The organism is Corynebacterium sp. 045007, assembly GCF_040743205.1.
Taxonomy (GTDB): domain Bacteria; phylum Actinomycetota; class Actinomycetes; order Mycobacteriales; family Mycobacteriaceae; genus Corynebacterium; species Corynebacterium jeikeium_D.
The window spans coordinates 119,058-125,057 of sequence record NZ_JBFLKW010000006.1; the positions used below are offsets into that span (position 1 = coordinate 119,058).

Sequence of the window (6,000 nt, forward strand, 5' to 3'; positions counted from 1 at the left end):
AATAGGAGCAAGTGGGATGACGCAATCGGCGAGTGCAGCGCGCGCTAACTTCTCGTGGCGCAATATTGACATCATCATTGCAGCTGTTATCGGCGTGGCCGTTGGCCTGATTTTTGTTATCTGGAACATCATCGGCGGTGCGGGCTATGAAGCAGTCAACGCGCTTACTCCTGGTCTTGGCGGTTTGGTCGCTGGTATGTGGTTCCTCGGTGGTCCGCTCGGCGCGTACATCATTCGCAAGCCGGGTGCAGCTATCTTCGTCGAGGTAATCGCGGCGACGGTTTCAGCACTGATCGGTAACCAGTGGGGTATCCCCACCCTGTACTCAGGTTTGGCGCAGGGGCTCGGTGCGGAGCTGGTGTTCCTCATTTTGGCGTATAAGAGCTACAACCTGGTCACCGTGGTTATCTCGGGTCTCATGGCAGGTGTCGGCGCGTGGACCTATGAGTTTTTCACCGGCAACCTGGCCAAGACTTTCGAATTCAACATCATCTACCTGATCTCCACGGCGCTGTCTGGTGCCGTCCTCGCCGGTCTGCTGGCTTACTTCCTGGCTAAGGCACTGGCGGCAACTGGAGCGCTGGATCGGTTTGCCATCGGGCGAGAGCGGCACGGCGACGTCTAGGAAAAATCGATGACAGATGAGGCGTTGACGCGGAGGCCGTCGTCAAGCGGAAATGTCCCTGCGGTGAGCGCGCGGGGGTTCGGATATCGGCACGCGGGGCGCAAAGCTGCGGTACTGAATGACATCACACTGGACGTGGAGCGTGGTGAAAAGGTGCTGTTGCTCGGCGCGTCGGGGGTAGGGAAGTCGACGCTGCTTGCCGCTATTGCTGGCGTACTTGGCGACGACTCCGATGGCGAAGCCACCGGAGAGCTCCTGATTGAAGGTTGTACTCCCGCTTCCGCACGGGGCGCGGTGGGCTTAGTGCTGCAAGACCCTGACTCGCAGACGATTAGTGCCCGCGTTGGCGACGATGTTGCCTTTGGTGCGGAAAACCTTGGCGTTGCCCCGGCTGAGATCGGCAACCGAGTACGCGCCAGCCTGGATGTGGTGGGACTGGATTTGCCGCTGGACCATCCCACGCACCGGCTTTCCGGGGGACAGAAACAGCGCCTCGCATTGGCGGGTGTGCTGGCGATGGGCGCACGGGTCATTTGCTTGGACGAGCCGACGGCCAACATCGATCCGGCCGGTGTGCCGGTACTGCGCGATGCGGCGATTACCGCGGCGGAGAGAACCGGTGCGGCGCTGATCGTGGTCGAGCATCGAGTGGATGCGTGGGTCGATGTGGTTGACCGCATCATCGTGCTGGGCTGCGAAGGTGTGATTGCCGATGGTGCGCCTCATCGAGTCTTGGAAGACCACGGACAGGCTCTGACGGATGCTGGGGTGTGGATTCCGAATGCGCCGCCCGCGCTGCCGGGCGCCCGTTCCGTTGCCTGCGACCAGGACGGGCACCCTAGCGGTGACATCGCGATTGAAACCCGCGAGTTGGCCATCGGCTATGGCGCGAAGAAGTCCTGGTTCAGCGGTGGCGAAACTGTTGAACCGATTGCTCGCGGTGTATCAATTTCAATCCCATCTCAAGCTTCCACCTGCATTGTTGGTCACAATGGCAGCGGCAAGTCCACGTTAGCGCTGACGCTCGGCGGTCTGCTTGAGCCGATGGCGGGCACGGTCCAAGTGGCAGGCAGCGGTAGCGCGCCGTGGAAATGGCCATCGAAGAGGTTGGCTACTCGGATTGGCACGGTATTCCAGGACCCCGAGCATCAATTCGTCACCGGCACAGTGCTGGAAGAGTTGCAGCTTGGCCCCAAGCTTGTCGGTGTCAACGCTGATCAGCGCATCGAGGAGTTACTTGAGCGGCTGCGACTAACCGCCCTGACCAAGGCGAATCCATTCTCGCTTTCCGGCGGTGAGAAGCGACGTCTGTCGGTGGCGACCATGCTGGCGACAGCGCCGGATATTGTGCTTCTCGACGAACCGACCTTCGGCCAAGACCGCCGGACATTCACCGAGCTGCTCACTTTGCTTCGCCAACTTGCAGACGACGGTCGAACTGTTATTTCGATTACCCACGATCCGTTGGTGGTCCAAGCAATGGGGGACTACGTCGTCGACATGGATGCGTTTCATCCGGAGCGGTCAGGCCGTGCGGCGCCGGGACAGCGTGGTTCGGGGGAGCAGGCCGGTCCGAGCAGCAATAGCGGTTCGCGCGGCCAGGGCGAAGTAGGAGGGAAATCGTGACTGAAGTCGGTTCCGCCGGTACGGCTGAAGGTACGCAGAGCGCCGAGCAGAGCAAGCAGCCTTTCCTCGCGACGGTCAACCCGGTGGCGAGAGTTCTGGGCCTATTCTTGCTCACCACACCGCTGCTGATTTCCATCGACTGGGTCTCCGCAGTGGTGGCACTTGTCTGCACGCTTTTCTTGGTGCCACTGTCGGGTCTGGGTTTTCGTCGTTTTCTAGGACGCAGCCTGCCGCTTCTTATCGCCGCGCCCATCTCGGGCATCTCGATGGCGCTCTACGGCAACCCGGAGGGCAAAGAGTATTTCTCCTTTCTGCTTGCGCATGTGACGGATAATTCCATTTCCCTGGCCATCGCGATCATGTTGCGTGTGCTGGCTATCGGTACTCCAGTTATCGTGCTGACAGCCAATATCGATCCCACCGATCTGGGCAATGGGCTGGCGCAGATTCTCAAGCTGCCCAGCCGCTTTGTGCTGGCAACGGTGGCGAGTCTGCGGCTCGTCGGCCTGTTCATCAGCGATTGGCAGGCGCTGACCCGAGCCCGTCGCGCACGCGGTTTGGGCGACCACGGTGCAATCCGCCGCACTACTTCTCAGGTGTTCGCTCTGCTGGTGTTTGCGCTGCGCCGCGGCACCAAACTGGCTACGGCCATGGAAGCCCGCGGCTTTGGCACACCGATTAAGCGTACGTGGTGGCACACCTCGACATTGGCCGCGCGTGACTATGTCACCATGGCCGCCTGCCTTGCCATCGCCGTCGCAGCAATCGGTATTTCCGTGTGGGCCGGGGAGTTCCGCTTCCTGGGCGTGGCGTAGCAAAGGCGTTTCGATCACGATGATTCTGCTTATCGACGGCCGTTCCGGCAGTGGCAAAACCACCTTTTCGGCAAAGTTGCACAGTATCCTCGGTTGGCCAGTTATCCACTTGGAGGATGTATATCCGGGCTGGTCCGGTCTGCAGAAAGCATCGGCCGCAGTTGCGGAGACCATTTTGAACCCCGCGCTACCGGCCGATGAGCGCGGGTACCGCCGGTGGGACTGGTACGCCAGTGAATTCGCCGAGTGGGTCCCCACGCCACCGGACTCCTCGCTCATCGTCGAAGGCTGCGGCGCTGTCACTGAAGCTAACCTTGCCGCTGCCCGCGCCATCGGCGACGGCAACGCCTGGGGAGTCTGGGTAGAGCTGGACACGCAGACTCGATTTGCCCGTGCCATGGCTTGCGACGACCACTTCGAGGAACACTGGGACATGTGGGCCGAGCAGGAATCCCAGCATATGGCGAAGCACAATCCGCAACAGCTCGTCGACTGGACCATCAACGTCCCAGAACAGTTAACGTGGAAGCTCTGATGAGAAAAACACTCGCGTGCCTCGGTGCAGGCTTCGGTTCCATGCTCCTCGTCGGCGGACTAGGCGTCGCCGCTAATTCGGAGCTACGACCACCACGCCTGCCCAATCGCAGACCTCCGCGGTGGGTTCTTCCCACAGTAGGTGCCGCGTGGATACTGGCCAGCTGCCGCGCCTACTACGCTCGCGCATCGCATCGCTTGACGACGCCCCTGCTCGCCGGCCTCGCAGTACCAGGAGCCGCAGCGATCGTTTTCGAGGCCGTTCGTCTTCGATGTGCAGCCCAAAAACCAACTGTGCCGCCACACACCGTGGTTGTGCTGGGATGCGGATTGAAGAACAATCGGCCCTCGGTCCTGCTGGCCAGAAGATTACAGCGAGCAGTCTCAGCGTGTGATGAGCGTACCGAGCGAATCATCTGCTCCGGTGGGGTCGGCAGTGAAGCGGTGACAGATGCCACCTGCTCCGAAGCGGACGCCATGGTGGAGTGGTTGGAGGCGAACGCTGGGGACGTCGTAAAGCGCGGCGACATCGAGTTGATCCCCGAGGACCAATCGACGAATACGTCGGAAAACATTGACTATGCGTGCGAATTGATGCGCGGCATGGACGGTGCGTTGAGCGCTGGAACGGTTGTTGTGACCAGTGATTTTCATGCGCCACGGGTAGCGAAGCTCATGCGCGAACGGGGGCTGGAACCCTGGTGTGTCGTCGGCGCCTATACGCCGTTGAGGTACTGGGCGACATCGCTGCTGCGGGAATTCCTCGCGCAGTTTATTCTGTGGGCGCCGAGCGGCAACGCGAGAATTTTACGAATTTCGCGGGTAGGGCGAAGCGTTAGCCACTAGTATCGAACGAAGATAAATACGTCGTGCGGTGATAGTGCTGCGTAGAAATGCGTAGAGCGCGATATCGAACACGACATCGGAATCATTAAATCGGGAGGAACACCCACATGGCTTTGACCCCAGGATTCGACCTGTTCCAGCTGCCAGAGGAGCACCAGGAGCTCCGCGCCGTTATCCGTGATCTGGCGGAGAAGCAGATTGCTCCGTACGCAGCGGACGTCGATGAGAACGAGCGTTTCCCGGAGGAGGCCCTGAAGGCTCTCAACGAGGCTGGATTCAACGCCGTCCACGTGCCGGAGCAGTTCGGTGGTCAGGGTGCGGACTCGGTTGCGGCCTGCATTGTCATTGAGGAAGTTGCTCGTGTCTGTGGCTCGGCTTCTCTTATCCCGGCTGTGAACAAGCTCGGCACCATGGGCTTGATCCTCAAGGGCTCCGACGAGCTGAAGAGCAAGGTTCTGCCGGACATCGCCAACGGTGAAATGGCTTCCTACGCACTGACTGAGCGTGAGGCCGGTTCGGATGCCGGTTCCATGAAGACCCGCGCGGTCCGTGAGGGCGATGAGTGGGTTCTCAACGGCTCCAAGTGCTTCATCACTAACGGTGGCCGCTCCACTTGGTACACCGTCATGGCTGTCACCGACCCGGAGAAGGGTGCCAACGGCATCTCCGCATTCATGGTCCACAAGGACGACGAGGGCTTCCGCGTCGGTGGCCTGGAGCACAAGCTGGGCATCAAGGGTTCCCCGACCGCGGAGCTGTACTTCGAAAACTGCCGCATCCCGGCTGACCGCATCATCGGCGAAGAGGGCACCGGTTTCAAGACTGCCCTGGAGACCCTGGATCACACTCGCCCGACTATTGGTGCACAGGCACTGGGCATCGCGCAGGGTGCTTACGACTACGCCGTTGGTTACGTGCAGGAGCGTCAGCAGTTCGGCAAGCCGATCGCTGCTTTCCAGAACACCCAGTTCATGCTGGCTGACATGCGTATGAAGATCGACGCTGCTCGTCTCATGGTCTACACCGCAGCCGCTAACGCTGAGCGTGGCACCGCTGAGGGCGGCGCTCGCCTGGGTCTGATGGCCGCAAACGCCAAGACCTTCGCCTCTGACGTTGCTATGCAGGTCACCACCGATGCCGTGCAGCTGCTCGGCGGTTACGGCTTCACCCGTGACTTCCCGGTTGAGCGCATGATGCGTGACGCCAAGATCACCCAGATCTACGAGGGCACCAACCAGATTTGCCGCATGGTCGCAGGTCGCCAGATCCTCGCAGACGCACAGAAGCGCTAATCACCAGCGCAAACGCTAAGCCCTCGCTACCAAGGCGAGGGCTTTTTCATGCTGCCACATCACTCAGGATTTGTCGCTTAACCCCAATGCGCGCTAGTGACTGCGTTTATGGTCGGCGGCGGTGGGGCGATGCGAGTTACTGACTGCGTTTATGACAGAAATGGCCCGGTAGGGTCAGGCGGTCATTGCATCATGGATAACACCAGAGATTACCTCCCGGGGAGTTAACCCGTCGAGCACTACCCGTGGCCGGTTATTCAGC

6 protein-coding genes are annotated in these 6,000 nt (G+C 60.6%); all 6 read left to right on the forward strand.

Annotated features, from left to right (window positions below; translation table 11 throughout):
• Positions 1-16 precede the first annotated feature (16 nt).
• A complete protein-coding gene (locus AB1Z34_RS05090; RefSeq protein WP_367158008.1) occupies positions 17-625 on the forward strand; it encodes an ECF transporter S component in 609 nt (202 codons plus the stop codon).
• A gap of 9 nt (positions 626-634) precedes the next feature.
• Positions 635-2,251, forward strand: coding sequence for an ABC transporter ATP-binding protein (locus tag AB1Z34_RS05095; RefSeq protein ID WP_367158009.1), 1,617 nt, complete (start codon positions 635-637; stop codon positions 2,249-2,251).
• The gene (locus AB1Z34_RS05100) at positions 2,248-3,066 is read left to right on the forward strand and encodes an energy-coupling factor transporter transmembrane protein EcfT (RefSeq protein WP_367158010.1); all 819 of its coding nucleotides are present in this window, start codon (positions 2,248-2,250) and stop codon (positions 3,064-3,066) included. Before AB1Z34_RS05095 ends, AB1Z34_RS05100 begins: the two co-directional genes overlap by 4 nt.
• 19 nt (positions 3,067-3,085) lie before the next feature.
• Positions 3,086-3,601, forward strand: coding sequence for a hypothetical protein (locus tag AB1Z34_RS05105; RefSeq protein WP_367158011.1), 516 nt, complete (start codon positions 3,086-3,088; stop codon positions 3,599-3,601).
• Entirely contained in the window at positions 3,601-4,446 is an 846-nt protein-coding gene (locus tag AB1Z34_RS05110) for a YdcF family protein (RefSeq protein ID WP_367158012.1), read from the forward strand. Before AB1Z34_RS05105 ends, AB1Z34_RS05110 begins: the two co-directional genes overlap by 1 nt.
• A gap of 107 nt (positions 4,447-4,553) precedes the next feature.
• Positions 4,554-5,738: an acyl-CoA dehydrogenase family protein gene (locus tag AB1Z34_RS05115; RefSeq protein WP_016422383.1), complete on the forward strand. Its 1,185-nt coding sequence runs from the start codon at positions 4,554-4,556 to the stop codon at positions 5,736-5,738.
• Positions 5,739-6,000: the final 262 nt, after the last annotated feature.